Annotated in this window: 20 protein-coding genes and 1 tRNA gene; 16 read left to right on the top strand and 5 right to left on the bottom strand. The window is 37.8% G+C overall.

All coding sequences use genetic code 11. The annotated features are described in order from the left end of the window. Positions 1 to 31: 31 nt before the first annotated feature. Together selD and ACR65M_RS07420 are read right to left on the bottom strand one after the other, a co-directional pair. Positions 32 to 1,084, bottom strand: coding sequence for a selenide, water dikinase SelD (gene selD, locus ACR65M_RS07425; protein ID WP_440272983.1), 1,053 nt, complete (start codon positions 1,082 to 1,084; stop codon positions 32 to 34). Between the two features lie 50 nt (positions 1,085 to 1,134). Continuing rightward, positions 1,135 to 1,231 (bottom strand) — tRNA-Sec (locus tag ACR65M_RS07420). A gap of 135 nt (positions 1,232 to 1,366) precedes the next feature. Between ACR65M_RS07420 and selB the strand changes: the two genes are divergently transcribed. From selB to htpG, 4 genes are all read left to right on the top strand, one after another. Next, positions 1,367 to 3,238: a selenocysteine-specific translation elongation factor gene (gene selB, locus ACR65M_RS07415; RefSeq protein WP_440272982.1), complete on the top strand. Its 1,872-nt coding sequence runs from the start codon at positions 1,367 to 1,369 to the stop codon at positions 3,236 to 3,238. 12 nt (positions 3,239 to 3,250) lie between these two features. Further along, a complete protein-coding gene (locus ACR65M_RS07410; protein WP_440272981.1) occupies positions 3,251 to 3,484 on the top strand; it encodes a SelT/SelW/SelH family (seleno)protein in 234 nt (77 codons plus the stop codon). Between the two features lie 89 nt (positions 3,485 to 3,573). Continuing rightward, positions 3,574 to 4,485: a CBASS cGAMP-activated phospholipase gene (locus ACR65M_RS07405; RefSeq protein ID WP_440272980.1), complete on the top strand. Its 912-nt coding sequence runs from the start codon at positions 3,574 to 3,576 to the stop codon at positions 4,483 to 4,485. Positions 4,486 to 4,612: 127 nt separating this feature from the next. Then, complete coding sequence (gene htpG / locus ACR65M_RS07400; RefSeq protein ID WP_440272979.1) at positions 4,613 to 6,493, top strand: molecular chaperone HtpG; 1,881 nt, start codon at positions 4,613 to 4,615, stop codon at positions 6,491 to 6,493. Positions 6,494 to 6,797: 304 nt separating this feature from the next. On the opposite strand, the gene ACR65M_RS07395 is transcribed toward htpG, so the two are convergent. Further along, complete coding sequence (locus ACR65M_RS07395) at positions 6,798 to 7,340, bottom strand: transcription repressor NadR (RefSeq protein ID WP_341331752.1); 543 nt, start codon at positions 7,338 to 7,340, stop codon at positions 6,798 to 6,800. A 30-nt stretch (positions 7,341 to 7,370) separates the two neighbouring features. Beyond that, entirely contained in the window at positions 7,371 to 8,489 is a 1,119-nt protein-coding gene (locus ACR65M_RS07390; protein ID WP_440272978.1) for an IscS subfamily cysteine desulfurase, read from the bottom strand. Positions 8,490 to 8,661: 172 nt separating this feature from the next. On the opposite strand from ACR65M_RS07390, the gene nadB reads away from it, so the two are divergent. After that, positions 8,662 to 10,209: an L-aspartate oxidase gene (gene nadB / locus ACR65M_RS07385; protein WP_341331754.1), complete on the top strand. Its 1,548-nt coding sequence runs from the start codon at positions 8,662 to 8,664 to the stop codon at positions 10,207 to 10,209. 18 nt (positions 10,210 to 10,227) lie between these two features. Further along, complete coding sequence (nadA, locus tag ACR65M_RS07380) at positions 10,228 to 11,340, top strand: quinolinate synthase NadA (protein WP_341331755.1); 1,113 nt, start codon at positions 10,228 to 10,230, stop codon at positions 11,338 to 11,340. 55 nt (positions 11,341 to 11,395) lie between these two features. Here nadA and ilvD read toward each other — a convergent pair whose 3' ends face one another. Beyond that, entirely contained in the window at positions 11,396 to 13,075 is a 1,680-nt protein-coding gene (ilvD, locus tag ACR65M_RS07375; RefSeq protein WP_121448573.1) for a dihydroxy-acid dehydratase, read from the bottom strand. A gap of 350 nt (positions 13,076 to 13,425) precedes the next feature. On the opposite strand from ilvD, the gene gnd reads away from it, so the two are divergent. The 10 genes from gnd (at position 13,426) to ACR65M_RS07325 (ending at position 23,977) form a co-directional block, all read left to right on the top strand. Beyond that, complete coding sequence (gene gnd, locus ACR65M_RS07370; protein ID WP_341331756.1) at positions 13,426 to 14,838, top strand: NADP-dependent phosphogluconate dehydrogenase; 1,413 nt, start codon at positions 13,426 to 13,428, stop codon at positions 14,836 to 14,838. A gap of 200 nt (positions 14,839 to 15,038) precedes the next feature. Then, the gene (locus ACR65M_RS07365; RefSeq protein WP_341331757.1) at positions 15,039 to 16,307 is read left to right on the top strand and encodes a nickel pincer cofactor-dependent isomerase, group 22; all 1,269 of its coding nucleotides are present in this window, start codon (positions 15,039 to 15,041) and stop codon (positions 16,305 to 16,307) included. A gap of 72 nt (positions 16,308 to 16,379) precedes the next feature. Continuing rightward, positions 16,380 to 17,150, top strand: coding sequence for an SDR family oxidoreductase (locus ACR65M_RS07360; RefSeq protein WP_121448570.1), 771 nt, complete (start codon positions 16,380 to 16,382; stop codon positions 17,148 to 17,150). A gap of 83 nt (positions 17,151 to 17,233) precedes the next feature. Continuing rightward, on the top strand, positions 17,234 to 18,034 hold the full coding sequence (gene larE / locus ACR65M_RS07355; protein ID WP_341331758.1) for an ATP-dependent sacrificial sulfur transferase LarE: 801 nt from the start codon (positions 17,234 to 17,236) through the stop codon (positions 18,032 to 18,034). Positions 18,035 to 18,368: 334 nt separating this feature from the next. Further along, complete coding sequence (locus ACR65M_RS07350) at positions 18,369 to 19,841, top strand: gluconokinase (RefSeq protein WP_440272977.1); 1,473 nt, start codon at positions 18,369 to 18,371, stop codon at positions 19,839 to 19,841. An 87-nt stretch (positions 19,842 to 19,928) separates the two neighbouring features. Beyond that, complete coding sequence (larB, locus tag ACR65M_RS07345; protein ID WP_341331760.1) at positions 19,929 to 20,684, top strand: nickel pincer cofactor biosynthesis protein LarB; 756 nt, start codon at positions 19,929 to 19,931, stop codon at positions 20,682 to 20,684. Further along, positions 20,685 to 21,641 (top strand): nickel pincer cofactor biosynthesis protein LarC, encoded by a 957-nt coding sequence (gene larC / locus ACR65M_RS07340; RefSeq protein WP_440272976.1) that lies wholly within the window; start codon positions 20,685 to 20,687, stop codon positions 21,639 to 21,641. A gap of 201 nt (positions 21,642 to 21,842) precedes the next feature. Continuing rightward, positions 21,843 to 22,820, top strand: a complete 978-nt coding sequence (locus tag ACR65M_RS07335) for a ring-cleaving dioxygenase (RefSeq protein WP_440272975.1) — start codon at positions 21,843 to 21,845, stop codon at positions 22,818 to 22,820. Between the two features lie 262 nt (positions 22,821 to 23,082). Beyond that, positions 23,083 to 23,466: a hypothetical protein gene (locus ACR65M_RS07330; protein ID WP_341331763.1), complete on the top strand. Its 384-nt coding sequence runs from the start codon at positions 23,083 to 23,085 to the stop codon at positions 23,464 to 23,466. Next, positions 23,456 to 23,977 carry a hypothetical protein gene (locus ACR65M_RS07325; RefSeq protein WP_440272974.1) on the top strand — a complete coding sequence of 174 codons (522 nt, stop codon included), beginning with the start codon at positions 23,456 to 23,458 and terminating at the stop codon, positions 23,975 to 23,977. The genes ACR65M_RS07330 and ACR65M_RS07325 overlap by 11 nt, the downstream gene beginning before the upstream one ends. Positions 23,978 to 24,268 lie beyond the last annotated feature (291 nt).

Here is a 24,268-nt window from a genome sequence, read left to right as displayed (position 1 = left end):
TCAACCTAAAAAGGACTCAAACTAGAGTCCTTTAGATTACCTTAATAATTCCAGGTTTTTCGCTTGTTACTTCACCAATTATGCTCGCTTCTACATTGTTTTCGTGTAGTTTTTGCAGCATTTTTTCGGCTTCAGCTTCTGGAACAGATACAAGAAGTCCACCTGATGTGATTGCATCACAAAGAATGAGTTGATCGAGTTCATCAAGACCAGAACTATACTCAATTCGTTCTGCTAACCAAGCATGATTTTTCTTTGTTCCACCCGGAACTACTTTTTGTTCAGCGAGTTCTTTCGTTCTTGGCAAAATTGGGACACTTTCGTACTGAATCGTCATGCCAACTTGGCTTCCTTCAGCCATTTCCATTGCGTGACCTAGCAGACCAAATCCTGTAACATCTGTACAAGCATGAACATGATATTCTTCCATTACCTCGGCAGCATTTTTATTTAATGTTGCCATGACTTCTGTTACTTTTTTGATATCTTTAGTCTCTAATAGGTCTCTCTTAATAGCTGTTGTTAATATCCCAACCCCGATTGGCTTAGTTAAAATAAGGCGGTCACCAGGCTTTGCACCGACATTTGCACGAATTCGATTGGGATGAACAGTACCTGTCACGGATAAGCCGAATTTTGGCTCCTTGTCATCGATGGAGTGTCCACCAACTAATGAAGCTCCTGATTCTCTTACTTTTTCCGCAGAACCTGCTAAGATGTCGGCTAAAATACTTTTATCTAATGTATTAATAGGGAAGGCGACGATGTTCATAACTGTAATCGGTTTTCCTCCCATTGCGTAGACATCACTTAAAGCATTCGCTGCTGCAATTTGCCCAAACATGTACGGATCGTCCACGATTGGCGTAAAAAAGTCCAGTGTTTGCACAAGCGCAATATCATCACTGATTCTATATACTCCGGCATCATCAGGCGTATCAAGACCAACTAATAAATTAGGATTTGGCGTAGCTTTTGGTAAATGACGCAGAACCTGCGTCAGGTCCTCAGGACCGATTTTGCATCCTCAGCCAGCCTTTGTTGAAAGGGAGGTCAATTTAATGATTTCTTCCTTCTTAGACATCAACTTCACTCCTTCCACACTTTTTAACATTTCATTTTTATAAACAATATTGGCGGGACTGTGTGGGAATCGAACCCACCAGAGACGACACGCGCCTCCCTCAGGGTTTTGAAGACCCAGGGGGACACCAGTCACCCAGCCAACCCCAAAAAGGAACACCTTTCATTATATACAGGAATCTATTTTCAAGGCAAATAATAATCATCCTGCTTGAAATTGCTTCAGGCTTCCTAGTAAAGTAGAAGGTAGAGACTACGGAAATAAAAAGAGAGGAGGGAGTTAATGACTGAAGTTTATTACACCATTGGAATGGCAGGACATATTGACCACGGAAAAACAACCCTTACAAGAGCATTAACAGGCGTTGATACTGATCGGTTAAAAGAAGAAAAAGAACGGAATATATCAATTGAGCCTGGCTTTGCACCTCTTGTATTAAATAACGAAATGCATGTCTCAATCGTGGATGTACCCGGACATGAGCGATTCATTAGACAAATGATTGCCGGTGTTGCCGGGATTGATCTTGTGTTGCTTGTGATTGCAGCGAACGAAGGGGTCATGCCACAAACAAAAGAACACCTCCATATATTAAAATTTTTAGGTATTAAGAAATGTATGATTGTGGTTTCAAAGATTGAAAGGGTAGAGAAGGAGTTGCTGGAACTCGCTGTCGATGAGATAAATGAATTACTCGCCGATACGGATTATAAGGATGCTCCAATCCTGTATATTGATAGCTTATCAAGAAACGGAATACCCGAACTAAAGCAAGCTATTCAAAAGGAACTTAAAAATCTTAACCAAAGAAATAGCCATGGATCATTTCGCTTGCCAATTGACCAGGCATTTACAGTTCAAGGACATGGTACGGTTGTTAGAGGAACGGTGTTTGAAGGTAGTGTGACAAAAGACAGTCCATTAACCCTTTTGCCGTCAGAAAAAAAGATTAAAATACGCCAAATTCAGGTTCATAATCAAGAAACAAAACAGGCACAGGCAGGGCAACGGGTGGCACTAAATATTACCGGAGCAACAAAAGACGAGATTAGACGTGGTGATGTGCTAGTTGATTCAGAAAACTTTCAAGTAACTAACATGATTGATGTTTCACTGCAGCTTGTTTCATCACTATCAATTCCACTAAAGCAACGTTCTCCGGTCAAGTTACATGTAGGTACCACTGAAGCTTACGGCAAAATTATCTTTTTTGATCGGAATGAAGTTCAGGAATCAACGGATGAAATACTTTGTCAGATTCGATTAGATGATGAAATTGTAGTACGTCGTGGGGATAGGTTTATATTACGAAGACCCACTCCAGTTGAAACACTTGGTGGTGGATGGATTACTCAGCCACAAGCTCAGAAATACAGATTTGGTGAAGAAACCATAAATATGCTCAAAAAACAAAAGGAGCGTTCACCATCAGAAATCATTGATGATTTATTTCAGACTCATAAGCTATTATCAACGCTTAGGCTAATTCAACTATCCTCTTTACAAGAGGAAGAAGTAAAAGAAATTTTATCCTCGGGAAGTTATATTAAAGTTAATGAGAAGGGGTATAGTCTGAAACGAACCGTATCCGAACTAAGTGCAACAATCCTTGAAAGATTAATCAATTATCACAAAGAATTTCCTTTACGAATAGGTATGAGTAAGGCCGAACTTCTTCAAGAGATTAAACAAGATAAAAATTTAATTGAATACTGTATAAATGTGTTATTACAAAACAATGCCATTAAAAAGGATGTACAATATCTTTCAGTTGCAACTTTTTACCCGAGCCTACCGAAAGGACCATTGGAAAATATCGTCGATTCACTTCTCAACGATGCTATTCAACCAAGAAAATGGGGAGATTATATAAAAGAAGCTGCCATTGAGAACCAAGCTGCAAATGAGCTTAAGGCCTATTTATTAATAACAAACCAAGCATTCTTATTGGGTGAAGACACATTAGTTCACAAAAATGCTGTTGAAAAAGCTGTTGCTAAGCTTCAAGCTCAAACAAACGAACGTTTTAGTTTATCAGAAGCAAAAGAAATATTAACTCTTTCTCGTAAATATCTCATTCCTTTCTTAGAGCTACTTGATGAACAGCAACTTACACTTCGTGAAGAAGGGAATCGGGTATGGATAAAAAAATAGGAGGTTTTCATAATGTATAAGATTTCAATTGAGTTTTGTATGCAGTGAAACTACGCACCTAAAGCCGCAGGTCTTGCGGAAAAACTATTCACACACTTTAGACAAAACATTACAAACCTTGAACTCATTCCAGCTTCAGGCGGGGTGTTTGAAGTGACTGTAAATGGGGAAAAAGTGTTCTCGAAAAAAGAAGTAGGTAGATTTCCAACACCAGAAGAAATCATTTCAATCATGAAGCAAGTATAAGATGCCCTTTTAGAGGCATCTTTTTTGCTGCTTATACCTATGATGCTTCAAGGGAATACTAGTAAAAAAACGGCTAATAGGTGAAAAATATGAAAATCTTATGCATTGATGGGGGCGGAATTCGCGGAGTCTTTGCTGTTGCCATTTTACGCTTAATAGAAAAAGAATATAAAAAACCCATCTCCAAGATGTTTGATATGGTTGCAGGAACGAGTACTGGTTCAATCATTGCTGCTTCAGCAACTTTAGAGATAAATATGGAGGATGTACAGGAAAACTACATCAAATACGGGGAAAAGATTTTTACCAAGCAAGCGAAAATTGGGTTTCTAAAGAGTGTGTACAGTGATCAATTTTTACGACATTATATACAAGAAGCATTTGGTGAAATTACATTATTTGATATAGAAAAACCCTTGCTTATCCCGACCGTTGATATTACCAATGGGAAACCTTTTGTACACCGAACGAATTATGGTAATGCAGAACAGGACGATCACTCCATAAAGCTTTGGGATGCCGTTCTGTCTTCATGTTCAGCACCCGTCTTTTTCCCACCAAATAATATTAATAATCACTATTTAGCCATTGATGGGGGACTTTGGGCTAATAATCCTTCGCTTGTTTGTATTACAGAAGCCCAGCATTATTTTGAAAAGAATTTATCCGACATTCAAATTTTATCAATAGGGACAGGTCTACAAAAAATTGACTTCTCGATTGAAAAAAAGAAAGAATGGGGCGTAAATAAGTGGCTGCCATTTAATCTTCCATCGATGAAAATGACTCCAAAACTACTCGATCTCGCCCTGCATTTGTCATCGGAATCGGTAACTTATCATTGTCAGCATTTGCTAAGTGATAACTATGTTCGCATAAATGAAGAACTTGGCCGGGAGGTTCCATTTGATGCACCAGAATATATCGATTTCCTCGTAAAGCTGGGTGAACAATCCTTTCAAAATCATAAGGAGAAAATCACCACATTTATAAAGAATTAACTAGCAACTTGATTGACAGAGAAAAAAATATATGTTATTAAAAAGTTGGGTGTTAGCACTCCAGGAATGAGAGTGCTAACGTAAAACAATATAATTGTCACAGTTATTTACTGAAAGGGGATTTAGTATGGCAAAAAAGCAGTTTAAAGCAGAGTCTAAAAGGTTATTAGAAATGATGATTAACTCAATTTATTCCCAGAGAGAAGTTTTCTTACGGGAACTAATCTCAAACGCTAGCGATGCGATTGACAAAATCTACTATAAGGCGTTAACCGATGATCGATATCAATTTGATAAAGATAGCTACTTCATCAAAATTACTGCCGACAAAGATAACAGAACTCTTACTATTTCTGATACCGGAATTGGTATGACAAAGGAAGAGCTAGAAACGAATCTTGGAACAATTGCAAAAAGTGGTTCCTTAGCTTTTAAAAAGGAAACGGAAATTAAAGATGGTCACGATATCATTGGTCAATTCGGTGTCGGATTTTATGCTGCTTTCATGGTTGCAGATGTTGTTACTGTTGTAAGTAAAGCACTGGGCAGTGAAGAAGCATATAAATGGGAATCAACTGGTGCCGATGGGTATACAATTGAAACAGTGGAAAAAGATACTGTCGGTACTGAAATCATTTTAAAAATCAAAGAAAACACAGAAGATGAAACATATGATGAGTTTTTAGAAGAATATCGCTTGAAATCCATTATCAAAAAGTACTCAGATTTCATTCGCTACCCAATAAAGATGGATGTTACAACAAGTAAACTTAAAGAAGGAAGCGAATCTGAATACGAGCAGATAACAGAGGAACAAGTTATCAACAGCATGGTTCCAATTTGGAGAAAGAACAAAAGCGAATTAACAGATGAAGACTATGAAAAATTCTATAATGAAAAACACTATGGTTTTGATAAGCCACTGAAACATATTCATATCAGTGTTGATGGGACAATCCGCTATAATGCAATATTATATATACCTGAAAATATTCCTTTTGACTATTATTCAAAGGAATACGAGAAGGGCCTTGAGCTTTACTCAAACGGGGTTTTAATAATGAACAAATGCGCCGACCTGCTTCCGGATTATTTTAGCTTTATTAAGGGGTTGGTAGATTCTGAGGATTTATCGCTTAATATTTCAAGAGAAATGCTTCAACAGGACCGACAATTAAAACTTATTGCGAAAAACATCAATAAAAAAATAAAGAGCGAATTACAAAGCATGTTAAAGAATGAACGCGACAACTATGAAAAGTTCTATGATAGCTTTGGTCGCCAATTAAAATTTGGTGTGTATAGTGATTACGGAAGCAATAAAGAAACCCTTCAAGATTTGTTACTCTTCTATTCTTCCAAGGAGAAAAAGCCTGTCACATTAGATGAATATGTATCTAGAATGTCGGAAGATCAAAAGTATATTTATTATGCAACTGGTGATTCAGTAGAACGAATTGATAAACTTCCACAAACAGAATTAGTGGCTGATAAGGGCTATGAAATCCTTTATTTCACAGAGGATATTGATGAGTTTGCGATTAAAATGCTCATGAAATACAAGGAAAAAGAGTTCAAATCAGTATCAAGCAGCGATCTAGGCTTTGAACCAAATGAAAACGATAAAACAACAGAAGAAGAACAAAACGAGAACAAAGAGCTATTTGAATATATGAAAAATACATTAGCCGGTAAGGTAACGGATGTAAGAATTTCAAAACGACTTAAAACACACCCAGTCTGCTTATCAACAGATGGTGAGATCTCCATTGAAATGGAAAAAGTGCTTAATGCTATGCCAGATAACCAAAACATTAAAGCAGATAAGGTGTTGGAGATCAATATACAACATGAAGTCTTCCAATCATTGAAAAATGCATTCGACAATGACCAAACAAAATTAGATTTATATACTCACTTATTGTACAACCAAGCACTTCTTATCGAAGGCCTACCAATCCAAGACCCAGTAGAATTTACAAATGATATCTGTAAGATTATGGTGTGATCGTAGGAGACGGTAGGGATATTACGTATTCGTAGCTTCACTTGGACTCAAAGGATTTAACGAGGGTACGCTTAAGCTGTTTTCTTACCCTCACTTAAGCTCACTTCATTGTGTGAGGGTACATTTAAGCTGTTTTCTTACCCTCACTTAAACTCTGTTCAGTGAATGAGGGTACGTTTGAACCATTTCGGTTAATGAGGATACGATCACAGTCTTTTTGCATCTTCATGTTATATAGATCCATCCATTTTTAATCGGGAAACAAAAAAGCAACAGTCCTCACAAGGCTGTTGCTTAATTCATCTTACTGGTCACTAAATAATATATTCTCTTCGCGTAAGGCTTCACAGGCTGCATTGATTTTTTCAATAGAATCCGCCTCAATCGTATGCAGGTGTACTCCATTTGTCAACAACGACAGAAGGGTAGCCTTTGTTTCAGTTATTCTTTCGACAAAACGTTTAACCTCGAATCGATTCTTAATCATTAAGGAACCTGTAATATCCCCATATACAGGATGCTCCACAATTACATCACGAACGGTCACTCCATGATCAACCAAAATATTTAGTTCTTTCGCCGTTTCCTCAGATGTGTGTTTACAGGCAATAATGCGTGTGAAATTTTCTTCCTTGGGCTGATCTTGTAAATAGATATAGCCTTGACTAGTAGCAACAATTGGTTCATTTTTCGCCTTTAATAACGAGATATCTTGAACAATGACCTGGCGGCTTACATTTGCTCGTTTTGATAACTCCTCGCCAATGATTGGGGTAGGACTTTCCTTTAACCATTTTATAATCGTTTCTCGTCGTTGCTCACCTAATAATTTTTTATCTCCACTCATTTTATTCACTCCAATATCACTATCAAGCTGTTAAACAATATTCCTTAAAACTTCGACTACCTTGTCAATATCCTCTGTAGTTGTCATTCGTCCAAATGAAATACGAATTAGCTGTTTTGCTTCATCTTTCGTTTTTCCTATTGCAAGCATTGTTTTCGATGGGGTTTGCTTACCAATTTGACAAGCGCTTCCTGTAGAAATTGCGATTCCATGTCGATTGCATTCAAGCATAATATATTGCCCTTGTATACCGTCAACGGACAAACCTATAATATGTGGAAGCTGATCAGTTGGATGTCCTTCAACATTAATTTCATTTTTTAAAATGGCTAGCCCAGATAATAGTCTATCTCGCAATCCTTGATTTTTCCTAGTATTCATTTCCATTTCACTACAAATTAACTGAGCAGCAGTAATAAAGGATGCAATTCCTGGTATATTTACGGTTCCGGGACGGAATCCATTTTCATGTGAAGTTCCAGGTATTTGCATTTTCCACATGACAGATGGACGTATATAACAAGCTCCAACTCCTTTTGGACCATATATTTTATGACTAGAAATTGACAAGCTATCAATATGTGCTCTTTTAACATCTATTGGAATCTTCCCAAAAGCCTGGACACAGTCACTATGAAATAAAATATTTCTCTCATGTAGAAAAGTCCCAATTTCTACAATAGGTTGAATCGTGCCGATTTCTGGGTTTGCAAACTGAATCGACACAAAAATGGTTTTATCCGTAATTGCTGATTGCAAATCATCCAATCGAACCTGTCCAAATCGATCAGCAGGAAGATAGGTAACATCGTAACCTTCTGTTTCAAGTTGCTTACATACATTATGAACAGATGAATGTTCTGTTGAACTTGTAATCAAGTGGTTTCCTTTGGCTTTATGTGCTTCTAGAAGGGAGCGAATCGCTAAGTGATTTGATTCTGAACCTCCGCTTGTAAAATAAACACCTTCAGGCTCCCCATTTATTGTATCAGCAAGCTCTTTACGACACAATTCTAGCAATTGCTTCGCATTAGAACCAACATCATGTAAGCTACTTGGATTTCCATAATATTTTGTTGAAACCTCTGTAAACGTCTGTAATGCTTCCTCGCGAATCGGAGTTGTTGCGGCATAATCTAAGTAAATCATCGTCTCTACCATCCTTTCAATCTACCTACAAAAGCAGGGGACAATGAAAAAGGTCTTGTCATTAGTCTACATTTATGTAAATATAAGTGTCAAGACAGTTGTAAACTCAATTCTTTTTTCTCCTAAAAAGTTACCTAGATTGATAACGCATACTAAGGGAGGGTTTTTTCAAATGCCAAGCAGCGACATTATTATTATTGGCAGTGGTATTTCCGCATTAACCGCTGCGTATAGATTAAGTTTGAAAAAGAATGTGATTATTATCACAAAGTCAAAAGTGACAAACAGTAATTCCATATTGGCGCAGGGTGGTGTTGCATCTAGTGTTGGAAAGGACGATTCCTGGCGTTCCCATTTTAACGATACCGTTTCCGCTGGTTGTTATCATAACAAGGAGAGCGCAGTTGAAATTTTAGTACAAAACGGACCCAGCTATCTATGGAAGTTAATCAATGATGGAATGAACTTCGATAGAGATGAGGACCATAATCTGGTACTAGGAAAAGAAGGGGCCCATTCCACGAGACGAATCCTACATGCAGGTGGTGACGCCACTGGGAAAGCGTTGGTACTGCACATGCTTGCAAAAGTAAAGGAACGGGTTCAAATTTTTGAGGACTTAACAGCAATTGATTTTCTTATTGAAAATGATCACTGTATCGGGGTAAAAGCGAAATCTCAAAACAATGAGATTTTCGATTATTTTGCAGATTATACAATTTTAGCAACAGGTGGATGTGGAGGACTATATTCCTTTTCTTCAAATGACACAACAATCATGGGGGATGGTCTTGCAATGGCTTATCGTTCTGGTGCGGAGCTATGTGATTTAGAATTCATTCAATTCCACCCGACATTATTACACAAAGACGGGAGATCCTGTGGTCTTGTTTCTGAAGCAGTGAGGGGAGAAGGTGCCATCCTTGTTGATGAAGATGGTAGACCAATCATGAATGGTCTCCATCCTTTGCTTGATCTCGCACCAAGAGATGTGGTAGCACGAGCCATTTTTGATGAGATCTGTAACGGTAAAAGTATCTTTTTAGATATTTCTATGATTGATGATTTTGCTAGTCGCTTCCCAACAATCACTAACCTTTGCATAAAAAATGGAATTAAAATAGAAAATGGATTAATACCAGTAGTACCAGGAGCCCATTTTTCAATGGGTGGGGTAAAAACAAATACGCGAGGACAGACAACTATTCCGAATTTGTATGCTATTGGAGAAGTAGCTTGTACTGGAGTCCATGGAGCAAATCGTTTAGCAAGTAACTCATTACTTGAAGGGATTGTGTTTGGAAATTTAGTTGCAAATGATATTTTTGTAGATTATATACCAAACAGATTGTACCCAGTTGCTAAAGGAATTGGTAAACCAGACTATACTCTTAGTCTACCATCAAAAACTCAAATTCAAACAATGATGATGGAGAATGTAGGGATTGTACGTAATGATGACCAACTTCAATATGCAATAGAATGGTTAGAGAAATTCAAACGTAAATTTGATGAAATTTCACCATCAAGTTTAACAATTGAACAGCTTGAAATCGTAAACATGATCACCGTAGGTTGGCTAATTGCCAGTTCCGCCAAGATGAGAACAGAAAGCAGAGGTAGTCATTTCCGTGAAGATTACCCATTTGAAGACCACGATAATTGGTACAAAAAAGAGATTATCCGAAAGAGAGCTTTTGAAAATATCGTTTATTCATAAGTAAAGGAGAGAACATAGATGAACCTATTAGAAATGATGAAAAACACTTCATCTGGAGCTTTACTTCCAGATGAATATAAACGTTTATCTGTTCAGGAAATGGAAGAACGCGTTTTACAAATAAAGTCTCGACTTGGTAAGCGTCTGTTTATACCGGGTCACCATTATCAAAAGGATGAAGTGATTAAGTTTTCGGACACAACAGGTGATTCATTAAAACTTGCACAAATTTCTGCCGAGAACAAAGATGCGGAGTTCATCGTATTTTGTGGGGTTCACTTTATGGCAGAAACAGCCGATATTTTAACAACTGAATCACAAAAAGTCTATTTACCTGATATGAGAGCCGGCTGTTCAATGGCTGATATGGCCAATATTCACCAAACACAAAAGTGCTGGAGCCAATTACAGGATACTTTTGGTGACACAATCCTGCCATTAACCTATGTGAATTCAACAGCTGCTATTAAAGCATTTGTCGGAAAAAATGGGGGAGCAACTGTAACTTCGTCAAACGCGAAAAAAATGCTCAAGTGGGCTTTTACTAAAAAAGAAAGAATCTTATTCTTACCTGATCAGCATTTAGGAAGAAATACGGCATTTGAATTAGGTATTCCACTAGACCAGATGGCTGTTTGGGATCCGATCAATCATACATTAAAATATGAAGGAAACATGGAAGATATTAAAATCATCCTTTGGAAGGGACATTGTTCCGTTCATGAAAACTTTACACCATCAAATGTACAGAATATCCGTAAATCAAAACCCGATATGAATATCATTGTTCATCCAGAGTGTCCATATGAAACAGTAGTACTTGCAGATTATGCGGGTTCAACCGCTTATATTATTGATATGATTGAAAAAGCACCCAAAGGAAGCAAGTGGGCAATTGGAACTGAAATGAATCTCGTTCAACGAATCATCAAGCAACATCCGGAAAAAGAGATTATTTCACTTAATCCTCATCTCTGTGCTTGTTTAACAATGAATCGAATCGACTTACCACATTTAACATGGTCATTAGAAATGATTGAAAGAGGGGAGACCACACAAATTATTAAAGTTCCAGAAGAAATTGCAAAGGATGCCGTACTTGCCCTAGAGAGAATGCTAGAAAGAACATAACTAAAAAAAAACATCCCGATTCTTTTGAATCGGGATGTTTCATATGTGAAGAGTATTATATTTTCATAACTCCACCAGTACTTGCATTTGTTACAAGTTTTGAATAGCGAGCAAGATAGCCTTTTTTCACCTTTGGTTCAAAGCCTTTCCACTCAGCTCTGCGTTTTTCAAATTCTTCATCAGAAATTTCTAATGTAATAGTACGATTATTTAAATCAAGCTCAATCATGTCACCATCTTGGACGAATGCAATTGGACCACCTTCAGCAGCTTCAGGAGAGATGTGTCCGATTGAGATTCCTCTAGATGCACCCGAGAAACGTCCATCAGTAATTAGACCAACTTTTGCACCAAGACCTCTACCAACAATTTGAGATGTAGGAGCAAGCATTTCAGGCATCCCTGGACCACCTTTAGGTCCTTCATAACGAATGACTACAACATCGCCTTCTTTAACTTTACCAACAATGATTCCAGATAGGGCATCTTCTTGAGAATCATAGCAAACAGCAGGGCCTCTGTGGTATCCGCCAACCTCTGGGTCTACAGCACCAACCTTAACAACTGCACCTTCTGGAGCAAGGTTACCAAATAAAATAGCTAATCCACCTTGTTCAGAATGTGGATTTTCAAGTGGACGGATTACGTTGTGGTCAGTGATTTCACAGCCCGCCACATTTTCACGTAAGGTTTTACCTGTAACAGTTAAACAATCTCCATTCAGAGCATCTGGCTTTTTAAGTAATTCATTGATGATTGCACTAACACCACCTGCATTGTGAACATCTTCAATATGATAATCAGAGGCAGGAGCAATCTTAGCTAAGTGTGGAACACGAGCAGCAATATCATTGATACGTTCTAATGAGTAATCAATTTCAGCTTCATTTGCTAATGCTAGTGTATGAAGGACTGTGTTAGTAGAACCGCCCATAGCCATGTCCAATGCAAAAGCATTATCAATTGCATCAATTGTTACGATGTCGCGAGGCTTAATATCTTTTTCTATTAAGTTCATTAATTGTTTCGCAGATTTTTTAACAAATTCTTTTCTTTCTTCGGATACCGCTAGAATTGTTCCGTTACCTGGAAGAGCAAGTCCAAGTCCTTCAGCTAAACAGTTCATAGAGTTTGCTGTAAACATACCAGAACAAGATCCACAAGTAGGGCAAGCAAATTGCTCGATTTCTGTTAATCTCGCTTCATCAATTTTACCAGATTGATAAGCTCCAACACCTTCGAAAACAGACGTAAGGTCTAGTGGGTTTCCTGCAGCATCACGACCAGCTTTCATTGGACCACCACTAACAAAGATAGTAGGGATGTTTAGACGCATTGCTGCCATCATCATACCTGGAGTGATTTTGTCACAGTTTGGAATACAAACCATTCCATCAAACCAGTGTGCAGATACAACTGTCTCAACTGAGTCGGCAATAATTTCACGACTTGGTAGAGAATATCTCATTCCGATATGACCCATTGCAATTCCATCATCAACACCAATTGTGTTCATTTCGAATGGAACTCCACCAGCCTCACGAATTGCTTCCTTTACGATTTTTCCAAATTCTTGTAAATGAACATGTCCTGGAACAATATCGATATATGAGTTTACTACTGCTATAAATGGTTTATTAAAGTCCTCTTCTTTTACTCCTGCTGCGCGAAGCAAGCTTCTGTGAGGAGCTCTATCAAACCCTGATTTGATCATATTACTACGTAATTCTGCCATTAAAAAATACCTCCATATCAAATGATGCATAAAATCAAAAAATTTAAATTATTACTCATTGTAACACTATTTTTAAGATAATCAATTAATAAATTTCTGAGTATTTACGAGTTTTATTAAAAAAATTGATTAAAAGCTTCATAGAAACTACAAATTTCAACAGTTGACGAATTGAAGCAAACAGTATATTCTTCTATATATAAAATAATTAGTTTAGGAAACAAATTAATTATTTGAGTACTACATAATCTTTTAAAAATAAATTGTCATAATCATTTTAAAAGATACGCAAAATATCATCATGATTTGTTTTCTATCATTGAATACATAAGTAGAAAGGTATGATTTATATGTCTAAGCAACAAATTGGTGTAGTTGGATTAGCAGTAATGGGTAAAAACTTAGCGTTAAATATAGAAAGCAGAGGATACTCTGTTGCTGTTTTTAACCGTTCATACGAAAAAACAGAAGAGTTTCTTCAAAATGAAGCTGTTGGCAAAAACTTTGTTGGAGCGAAAACGATTGAGGAATTTGTTAATTCCCTAGAAAAACCACGTAAAATTTTACTAATGGTTAAAGCTGGCCCAGCAACAGACGCAACAATTGATTCTCTAAAACCATATCTTGAAGAAAATGATATTCTAATTGATGGTGGTAACACATTCTTCCAAGACACAATTCGTCGTAACAAAGAATTAGAATCAACAGGCATCCACTTCATCGGAACTGGAGTTTCTGGTGGTGAAGAGGGAGCATTAAAAGGCCCTTCAATCATGCCTGGTGGACAAAAAGAAGCATATGAGCTTGTTGAGCCAATCCTAACAGCAATTTCTGCTAAAGTATCAGGCGATCCATGTTGTACATATATCGGGCCAAACGGTGCAGGTCACTACGTGAAAATGGTTCACAACGGAATTGAATACGGTGATATGCAATTGATTTGTGAAGCTTACTTCATTCTAAAAAATGTTCTCGGATTAAGCACTGATGAACTTCATGAAGTATTTGCTGAATGGAACAAAGGTGAACTAGATAGCTACTTAATTGAAATTACTGCAGATATATTCACTAAAAAGGATGAAGAAACAGGTAAACCACTTGTTGATGTGATTCTTGATACTGCTGGTCAAAAAGGTACTGGTAAATGGACTAGCCAAAACGCGTTAGATTTAGGTGTTCCACTACCAATCATCACTGAATCTGTATTTGCTCGTTTCATCTCTGCAATGAAGGATGAGCGTGTAAAAGCAAGTCAAGTTCTTTCTGGTCCATCTGCTGAAGGATTTAATGGAGATAAACAAGAACTTATTGAAGCAGTACGTAAAGCACTATACTTAAGTAAAATCATTTCTTATGCACAAGGTTTTGCGCAAATGCGTGTAGCTTCTGAAGAATATAATTGGAATTTAAACTACGGTGAAATTGCAATGATTTTCCGTGGTGGATGTATCATCCGTGCACAATTCCTACAAAAAATTAAAGATGCCTATGACAGAGACGGCCAATTAGCTAACCTTTTATTAGATCCTTACTTTAAAGAAATTGCTGAAGGTTATCAGTCATCATTACGTAAAGTCATTTCAGTAGCAATTGAAAAAGGAATCCCTGTTCCATGTTTCTCTAGTGCTATTGCATACTATGATAGCTACCGTACTGATACATTACCTGCGAACCTTCTTCAAGCACAACGTGACTACTTCGGTGCTCACACATATCAACGTGTAGACAAAGAAGGAACTTTCCATACAAACTGGATGGAATAATACACATTGTTGGGGTTTCAACATTGGAACCCCAGCTTTTGTTTGTTAAAATTGCATCATTTGATGTAAGGGATTACATATTTTTGAGCCACTGACTGTTCTGTTGTTGTAATGTCACTTAGTGTAAACAGAGATACAGTTTTGTGAAAACGCGTAAACTAATTCTATAGATGAAACGCTATAAAAGGAGGAGTTTTATCATGGGTATTCTCCAAGAGTTATTACGGGATATTCCTGTTCCAAAAATGCTCAAAGTGAAACAAATTTTCGATGATTCAAAGATCGAAAATTTAGTAGAAGAATTAACAAATAAACTTCAACGTGAAGAAGTAAAACAAACAATTAAACCAGGCATGGAAATTGCAATTGCAGTGGGAAGCCGTGGAATTGATCGATTAGTTGACCTCACGAAAACAACGGTTGAATTCATTAAAGAACAAGGTGGTACTCCTTTCATTGTACCTAGTATGGGAAGCCATGGCGGTGCAACAGGGGAGGGACAACGTGAAGTCCTTAAACATCTTGGTGTAACTGAAGAAAGTGTTGGTTGTGAGATTCGCTCTTCAATGGAAGTTGTAAAGTTGGGTGAATTAGCAAACGGATTACCTGTTTATATTGATAAATATGCCTCAGAAGCTGACGGTATTGTAGTTATTAACCGCGTTAAACCACATACAGCCTTCCGTGGTTCTGTAGAAAGTGGTATTCAAAAGATGATCAGTATTGGCCTTGGAAAACAAAAAGGAGCAGAAGCTTGCCATCAATTAGGTTTTAAATACATGGCAGAAAATGTTCCAGCAATGGCGCAGATGATCATGGAAAAAACACCTATTCTTTTTGGGGTGGCAACAGTCGAAAATGCATTCGACAAAGTCGCTGTACTTGATATTATGCTCCCAGATGAAATTGTCGAGAAGGAACCTGAACTTCAAGCACAAGCAAAAAAATTACTTCCTAAACTATTCTTCGATCAAATCGATGTCCTTGTCATTGATCAAATTGGTAAAAATATAAGCGGTGACGGAATGGATCCTAATATTACGGGACGCTATCCTACTCCTTATGCACACGGCGGTCCTGAAGTGAACAAAATGGTTGTTCTTGATCTCACTCCAGAAACTGAAGGTAATGCAAACGGTGTTGGAACTGCCGACTTCACAACACAACGTCTTGTGGATAAAATGGACCGCGATTTCACTTATGCAAATGGACTTACTTCAACGGTTGTGGCACCAACGAAAATTGCAACAACATTACCAAACGATAAAGAAGCAATCCAAGCAGCAATCAAAACATGTAATATCTTAGATTTTACAACGGTTAAAATGGTTCGTATTAAAGATACTTTACATGTGAGCGAAATTGAAGTATCAGAAGCATTGCTCGATTACATTAAACAACATCCTAACATGGAACAGGCTTCAGATCTTTACGATTTCGATTTTGACGAAAACGGAAACCTAAAGTAATTTTTGTTATGTGGGGGTTCATCCCCCAAGAACAGATTTTGGATTTATCACATAAGAAAAAGGGGAATAGACATGACTAAATTATTTGACTTAACTGGAAAAACAGCTGTAGCTATTGGTGGAAATAGTGTCCTAGGTTCTTCTATTTGTAAAGGATTTGCTGAACATGGCGCGAAAGTTGCAATCGTAGGACGTAATCTTGAAAAAGCAGAAGCAGTTGTAAAAGAAATTGAAGCTGAAGGTGGCGTTGCTAAAGCTTTCTCTGCAGACGTTCTTTCACGTGAATCACTTGAAAATGCCGCAAATGAAATTGTAGCTTGGTCAGGTGGAATTGATATCCTCTTAAATGCACCAGGTATGAATAGTCCTACTCCATTCTTTGAACTTGAAATGGACGAGTATGACAAAATCATGGACGTTAATCTAAAAGGTTATGTGGTTGCGACTCAAATTTTCGCAAAGAGAATGATTGAACAAGAGCGCAAGGGAAGTATTATTAATATTTCTTCCGTTTCTTCTACAACACCTCTATCTAAAGTATTTACTTATTCGGTTTCAAAAGCTGGTGTTAACAGCATGACTCAGTTCTTAGCTAGAGAATTCGCACCACACGGCATTCGTGTAAATGCAATTATTCCTGGATTCTTCCCAGCTGAACAAAATCGTAAAATCTTAAGTGAAGAGCGTGTTGCATCAATCATGGGTCATACACCAATGAATCGTTTCGGTAACCCAGATGAGCTAAAAGGGGCTGCTGTCTTCTTAGCTTCAGAGAATGCTTCAAGCTTTGTAACTGGTACTTTCCTTCGCGTTGATGGCGGGTTTGGAAGCATGACCATCTAATTCAAACTTCTTTTATGCGTCATGAGACGATATATATATAGTAGATATCTAATTTACAACCGGGAGAGAAGGGGGAGAAGACAATGATAGATGAAAAGTATCAAAAGCTTGTGTCAATTCTCCGAGAGATGGAATCTGTTGTCGTTGCATTTTCCGGTGGTGTTGACAGTACCTTTTTACTTAAGGCTGCTGTCGACACACTTGGAAAAGAAAATGTGTTGGCGGTAACTGCCGATTCAGAAACATATCCCTCAACTGAGCTTAAGGAGGCTCAAGTTCTAGCAAAACATATTGGTGCAAACCATCGTGTGATTGAAACATCAGAGCTTGCCATTCCAGGCTACACAGAAAATGACCGAAATCGTTGTTATTTCTGTAAGAGCAGTCTATTTGATCATCTCATTCCTGTTATGGAACGTGAAGGCTTTCACAATGTCGTGTATGGAGTCATTGCAGATGATTTAAATGAGTTTCGACCTGGAATGAAGGCAGCTAAGGAAAAAGGCATTCGTGGTCCATTACAAGAGGCAAATCTTTTTAAAGACGAAATTAGGGAATTATCCCGTGAATTTGATTTACCTACTTGGAATAAACCATCCTTCGCATGTCTATCTTCTCGAATTGCTTACGGTGAGAAAATCACGATTGAAAAACTTACAAAGGTCGAAAGAGCAGAGGAATTCCTTAAAACTCTTGAAATCCGCCAAGTTCGTGTTCGTACGCATCAAGATATTGCAAGGATTGAGGTTGAACCTACCGACATGAATATTGTCTTAGAAAAACATGAAGCCATTACTAAAGAGCTAAATGCAATTGGCTATAAATATATAACACTTGATTTAGTAGGGTATAAGAGTGGAAGTATGAATAAAGTACTTTCTTAAGAGAGGATGTTCAAAAAGTCCGGTAAAAATGACACTTCGAATTTCTTCGTTGGCTTGTTTTTCCGTTCCTTGGAAAAGAAAATCACTTTTCCGGCGTGCGGAGCGGATTCAGGAAGAAGTCTTCCTAGTGCTCACGTATAAAGTACATACGTTCCGCTACTCAAAACTGCGCCGCCTTGAAATTCTCGGTCCTTTTCATCCTCCTTTTTGAACACGAATCATAAGAAGAAAAGGCTTTGGGAATCTTTCCAAAGCTTTTTCTTTTGAAAGAATAATATGGTAACATTAAGTCGCAAACTAACGAAAATACGATTGAACGAAGGAAGATGTAGGGATGTCACATGAGTACGTTATTGGTCTCGATCTTGGGACAACCAGTGCAAAAGCAGTAATCTTTACCTTAGATGGTAGGGTAGTTGCAGAAGCAGAGGATCTAGTTACCTCTTACTATCCGAAGCATGGATGGGTTGAGCAAGACCCTGATGAAATTGAGCGCTCTGCTGTAAAGGCAATTAATATGGCTATTCAGCAAGCGAATGTTAATAAAGATGAAATTATTAGCTTAGGTATTTCAGCCGCAATGCATTCCCTCATTTGTATGGGAGATAATGGAGAGGCTCTTTCTCAAGCATTGATTTGGGCAGACGGTAGAAGTACAAAACAAACAAATGAACTTATGGAATCAGACGGACTGGAAATTTTTTCAAAAACCGGCATGCCGATCCATCCGATGTCACCTTTAGCAAAGCTCATATGGATGAGGGAAAATGATTATATTCCATATAATCAAGCAAGCTATTTCCTATCCATTAAAGAATATTTGCTCCTAAAATGGTTTAATCAACGTGTTATTGATTATGCAATGGCATCTGCAACCGGAATGTTTAACGGTAACACTTTCCAATGGGATGAAGAGGTTCTTAATAAAGCCGGTATTACAGAGAACATGCTTTCAAAAATCGTACCACCAACCTATCGATTAACCGAAATGAACCTAGCAATTGCTGATGAAATGGGAATTTCAAGCGAGATGCCATTTATCATCGGAGCAGCTGATGGTCAGTTTGCAAATTTAGGAATTGGTGCTATTTCTCCAGGTGAAGTTGCGGTAACTGTTGGTACAAGTGGAGCCATTCGTCAATTTACAAAAGGTTTCCAATCCAATACAAAGCATGAAACCTTCTGTTATGCTTTTTCTGAAGAATATTTTATTGTTGGTGGCCCTACAAACAATGGTGGTATCGCTCTTCAATGGTTAAAAGAACTTCTTAATTATCAGGAAAGCTTTGACCATTTTACAGCAGAGGCTGCAAAGGTAGCACCTGGTGCGGATGGTTTGTTTTTCCATCCTTATATAAATGGGGAACGTGCTCCTTTATGGAACCAGCAAGCACGTGGAAATTTCTTCGGAATGTCTGTTACGCATAAAACTGAACACTTTGTACGTGCGGTCCTAGAAGGAATCACATTTAATCTCTATCAAATCGGCCAAGCATTAGAAAAACAAGCTGGAGAGACTGAAAAACTATACGTAAACGGAGGAATGGCACGTTCTTCTTTATGGCTTCAAATGCTAGCTGATGTATTTGGTAAAGAGGTTTATGTTCCTGAAAGCCATCATAGTGCTGCATGGGGTGCAGCTTGGACTGCATTAGTTGGAATTGGCAAAGCTAACTCATTCGAAGATATTAAAAACAATATTCCAATGGGTGATCCTGTCGTTCCAAATATGGAAAACCATGAAAAATACAAAAATATATACGCAAAATATGAAGCAATTGAAAAAGATATTATTAAACATTTTTAATTGAAAGCGTCAGATTGTTACTGGCGCTTTAGGCTATACATAGATTCTAGAATCGATCTTCAAATCGATTAAGGTGTGTGAAACAACATGGTAGAAGAAATTTTAAAGCAAGTGAAACAGGGAACTTTAAGTATTGATGATGCGAAACAGCAACTTGCAACATATGAGAATTTAGGTTTTGCAAAAATCGATCACCACAGAAAGAACAGGCAGGGTTTCCCTGAAATTGTTTTTGGTGAAGGCAAGACAAAGGAACAAATTCAAACCATAGTCAATGTGATTAAGGGACGTGGAGACAATGTCCTTGTTACAAGAATTTCACAGGACAAGGCAAACTTTATTTTACAATCCAATCCTGAGTTTGTATACAATGAAACAGCTCAAATTCTATACTGGACCGACACTACGCAGGATAACAAAAAAAGAAATGGCTATGTTGCTATTGTTTGTGCTGGAACATCTGATTTAAGAGTTGCTGAAGAGGCTGCTATTACCGCTGAAGTATTAGGTAGTACTGTTCGACGTTTTTACGATGTGGGGGTAGCAGGGATCCATAGATTATTCGATAACATTGATGAAATTAGAAACGCAAATGTTTCCGTTGTTGTCGCTGGAATGGAAGGTGCATTGCCTAGTGTAGTTGGAGGGCTGGTATCCCATCCAATTATTGCTGTCCCAACAAGCATTGGATATGGAGCTAATTTTCAAGGGCTGTCAGCTTTGCTAACGATGCTTAATTCCTGTGCATCAGGAATAAGTGTTGTAAACATCGACAACGGTTTCGGCGGAGCCTACAGTGCAGTATTAATAGACCAACTTGCTCAGAAGGAGAACTTAAAGTAGATGAAAACACTATATTTTGACTGTTTTTCTGGGATTAGTGGGGATATGGTTATTGGTGCATTACTCGATGCAGGAGCAGACCCACAAATACTAGTTCAGGAATTAAAGAAACTTCAATTTGAAGATGAATACGAATTAGAATGGAAGAAAGTCGTAAAAAATGGGATTACTTCAACAAAATTTGATGTCATCTTAAAAAACGATGACAGTAATCACACGCATGGTCATCAACACGACCATGAACATACATATGACCATCACCATGAACATGATCACAATCATCACAGTCATGAACATCATCATGAACACGATCATAATCATAGTCACAACCATGATCACCATCACGAACACGAGCATAATCACGACCATCACCATGAACATGATCATCATCATCACAGTCACGACCATCATCATGAACATGGGCATAGCCATGATCATCATCACCATTCACATCGTTCCTACAAGGATATTGTGAAGATGATAGAACAATCAGAACTTGCACCAGAAGTAAAGGAAACATCACTTAAAATATTCAGAAAAATCGGTGAAGCAGAAGGGCTTATTCATGGACTTCCTTTGGACAAAGTCCATTTTCATGAAGTAGGTGCTGTTGACTCCATTATTGACATAGTGGGGGCAGCAATCTTATTGCACCAACTTGAAGTGTCAACTATTAAATCATCATCCGTACCAGTGGGAACAGGTAAAATCAATATTGACCATGGTATCTACCCAGTCCCTGCGCCAGCTACACTTGAAATTCTAAAAGGAGTTCCAATTGAACAAAGCGATATTCGTTTTGAACTTACAACTCCTACAGGAGCAGGAATTGTATCCGTCCTGACTGAAGAATTCTGTAGCTTTCCTTCTATGAAGGTAACAACGATTGGCTACGGAGCTGGTACAAAAACATTTAAAGACCGCCCTAATGTCCTCCGCGTTATTATTGGAGAATAATGTGACACAAAAGTCCCCACAAAATGGTGGGGACTTTTATGTCTTACAAAGAAATTGGCTATGCTTTATTGACACATGCTAAATTACATTATATAATTATCTTGAATTTAAGATATATCAACTTAAGATATTTTTTCATTATATTAGTTTACTTCGCATTGGAGAAACTAGTATTAAGACAGACTTTTGGGGGCATATAGTATGAACACTATAAAGGGAATACACCACGTCACTGCTATTACAAGTAGTGCGGAGAAAAACTATGAATTCTTCACTTATGTTTTAGGTATGAGATTAGTCAAAAAAACAGTAAACCAAGATGATATTCAGACATATCATTTATTTTTTGCCGATGATACAGGCAGCCCAGGAACAGATATGACCTTTTTCGATTTTCCAGGGATTCCAAAAGGGGTCCACGGCACAAATGAAATCTCAAAAACATCTTTCCGTGTTCCAACAGACGCTGCAATTGAATATTGGGAAAAACGTTTTAATCGATTAAATATTAAACATTTCGGTGTAAAAGAGCAATTCGGAGTGAAAACCTTATCCTTTGTTGACTTTGATGACCAACACTATCAATTAGTTTCCGATGAAAACAATAAAGGTGTACCTGCAGGAACTCCATGGCAAAAAGGACCTATTCCATTAGAATTTGCAATCACTGGTTTGGGACCGTTATTTGTACGAACTGCACATTTTGATTTCTTTAAGGAAATGCTTGAAAAAGTATTACAATTTAAAGAAATTGCTCAAGAGGACTCTTTCCACTTATTTGAAGTAGGGGAAGGTGGAAATGGGGCACAGGTTATCGTTGAAAATAACACAATTCTACCCTCAGGACAACAAGGTTTTGGAACAGTCCATCATGCTGCTTTTCGTGTAGAAGATAAGTCAGTACTTGAAGCATGGGACAAACATCTTCGCGCCTTCGGATTCCAGACTTCAGGCTTTGTTGATCGCTTCTTCTTCGGCTCTCTTTATTCTAGAGTAGCTCCTGGAATACTATTTGAGTTTGCGACAGATGGCCCAGGGTTTATGGGCGATGAACCTTATGAAACACTCGGAGAGAAGCTTTCATTACCTCCATTTCTCGAGTCAAAGCGTGAGGCTATTGAAAGCTATGTCCGACCTATTGATACCGTAAGAAGTACAAAAGAATTTATAAAAGAATAATCTGTTATTAAGATGCCTTGTTCGATAGATCGGGGCATCTATTTGTTTTTGCGGTTTGTAATTAATGGATATATCTTAAACCAAGCAATTTCCAATCCTCATTGTACATAGGTCCAAAGGAGGGAAACCTTGCTTTTCCCTCGTTAAAATCTTCCATTCCCACTGACTATGGAAGGATTTTATCGAAACTAATCGAAATTTGTCTTATTTCGTTGTATAATTGACTGTTGTAAGACAAAAAGCTTTGAAAGGATGATGTCCAATGATGGAGTGGGCGTTAGTCATATTATTCGGTGTAGCAGCGGTGTTGCTCATTTTATCTTATGCACTTACGAAAAAGGCAAAAAAGGCAGAACAGCGTGAGCTTGAATTATATTCAATTAGTTTTATGGAAGAAATTAATAAGCTACAGCAGCAAATAAGAAATCTCGAATTAGATAATGAAATTCTTAAAAACCAAGCAGGACTTGATACAACAGATATTGAACAACACGAATTACTTCGTGATGTACTCGATTTATATAAAAGAGGATATTCAGTATCAAGTATTGCAACTGAAAAGAATTTAAGTGAAATTGAAGTACAAGGTATGCTGTCTCCTTTTACAAAACAAAAAGAAGGGAGAAAAGCAGCAAATGACCGCTAAAACATTAACTAGCTTTGCTTCTGGGCTTTTACTCGCTTCAGCGGTTTGTGCGGTGGTATATTTTTACGGACCACAACAAGCAACTAGTTCAGGCTCAGAGGAAAAACCAACTGTTGAAGAGCTAAAAAGTCAACTTGCTGCAGAAGGCTATGTAGTCCATACAGAAGATGAATGGAACAATGCTATTGCTGGAGCGAAAAACACAGAAAAAGTCGAAGAACAACCGAAGGAACAACCGAAAGATAAAGCCAAAGAAGAAGTGAAAGAAGAGAAGAAAGAAAAGCCCGCTGAGCCAGTTGTTCGCAAAACAGTTATTACTGTTTCCGAAGGTATGACAAGCTATGAGGTTGGAAAAGCACTTATTTCAGCTAAAATCATAAGTGGAGATGCGTGGGATTTTGCAAATCTTGTTGAGAAAAAGGGAGTAGCAAAATACCTCAAGCTTGGCTCACATGAAATAAACAGTAACATGACAACAGATGAGATTATTGCAACCATTTTTAACAAATAAATAGATCATCATGAAAAGACCAAATCACCTAAATTAGATTTGGTCTTTTTCCTATTTGTACAGCACAAGCGCCAAGCCCCAGTCACAAGCCGATTCGTCCAGAAGGTCAAAGATGAACCTACTAGCAGTCTCGAATTGTGCTTGCCGGAGGAAGTGTTAACAACGACATTTGCGAGAGGAAGTAGCAGTAGTTAGTGGATGTTTTGCTTATTGTACATTTGATTTTCGTGGAACATTACTGTGAAACAAGAAAAATCGGGAATGACATGCACTAAAATGTAGGCGTTTCAC

Source organism: Ferdinandcohnia sp. SAFN-114 (assembly GCF_059415045.1).
This window is presented reverse-complemented; position numbering and strand designations above follow the sequence as displayed.